Below are 900 nucleotides of genomic sequence, written 5' to 3'. Positions count from 1 at the left end.
AACAAGAACCAACATTAATTTCTCTTCTTTTGTTAGATGAAACATTGGAACGGATTTAAACAATATCTCAAGAACTTTATATAAATTTTGTAATGTTACATGTCTACCTGCATTGCGTTTTCCTGTTAAGCTACCAATAAAATGAAAAGGGCTATCACCTCTAGTTATTAATTCTGTAGCAATCCAACTATTATCATCGGAATCCCTTCTAAGGTATCTGCTTAGTGAAGTACCGATACCTTTTGCTTTTGTATTGATTGTATCAAATAGTTTCATTTCCTCATCTTCATCTAGAAAATGAAATGCCAGAAATGGTATTTGCATATCTGAGTTTGTGTCCTTAGTATATCGTTCAATTCCTCCCAATCTATGTTGCCCATCCATTAGTGAAGCTCTGTTCTTACAAATTAAACGTCCAAAGGCTGGTCGGTTTTTATCGTAAGAACTAAACTCCCATTGTGCTTCAGCATTGAGGAGGATCGGAGTAAAGAGTGAGTTTTCTCCTTTCGATAAAAACATAGCAAAATCATTACACCTTTTGTTATCTACCGGTCTTTGATAACCTTTACCTGAAGGATGATCGAAAGGCTTTACATATGTCAAGTTTAGAGCTGAGGATGCTGACAAATTCCCTGAATACGTTACTTTCCCTCGCATTTTTGACTGTAGAATGTTTTCAATAACATGTTGTTGAGGCAATAGAGTCATATAATTTTCTCCTTAAACAGTTTTAATACTTTCATAATAGGCTTTATAAAACCTTATTACAATTGGTAAAAGGTGTTATAACGCTCTTCAAAGCATCTCTATTCTTACCTACTCTTAAAGAGAGGTGAGGAGATGTCTGGATTTTCAATTGAAGTGGGGAAAAAAATTAGACTACATCGCAAAGCAGCTAAT

Annotated in this window: 1 protein-coding gene; it reads right to left on the bottom strand. The window is 34.6% G+C overall.

What is annotated here, in order from left to right; translation table 11 throughout:
• A partial coding sequence (locus A3842_RS12010; RefSeq protein WP_074101573.1) for a DGQHR domain-containing protein occupies window positions 1-708 on the bottom strand: 708 nt, incomplete at its 3' end.
• Window positions 709-900 lie beyond the last annotated feature (192 nt).

Source organism: Paenibacillus sp. P3E (assembly GCF_001909045.1).
GTDB lineage: Bacteria > Bacillota > Bacilli > Paenibacillales > Paenibacillaceae > Paenibacillus_AQ > Paenibacillus_AQ helianthi.
The sequence above is the reverse complement of the archived record's forward strand: the minus strand, read 5'-3'. Positions and strand labels throughout refer to the sequence as shown.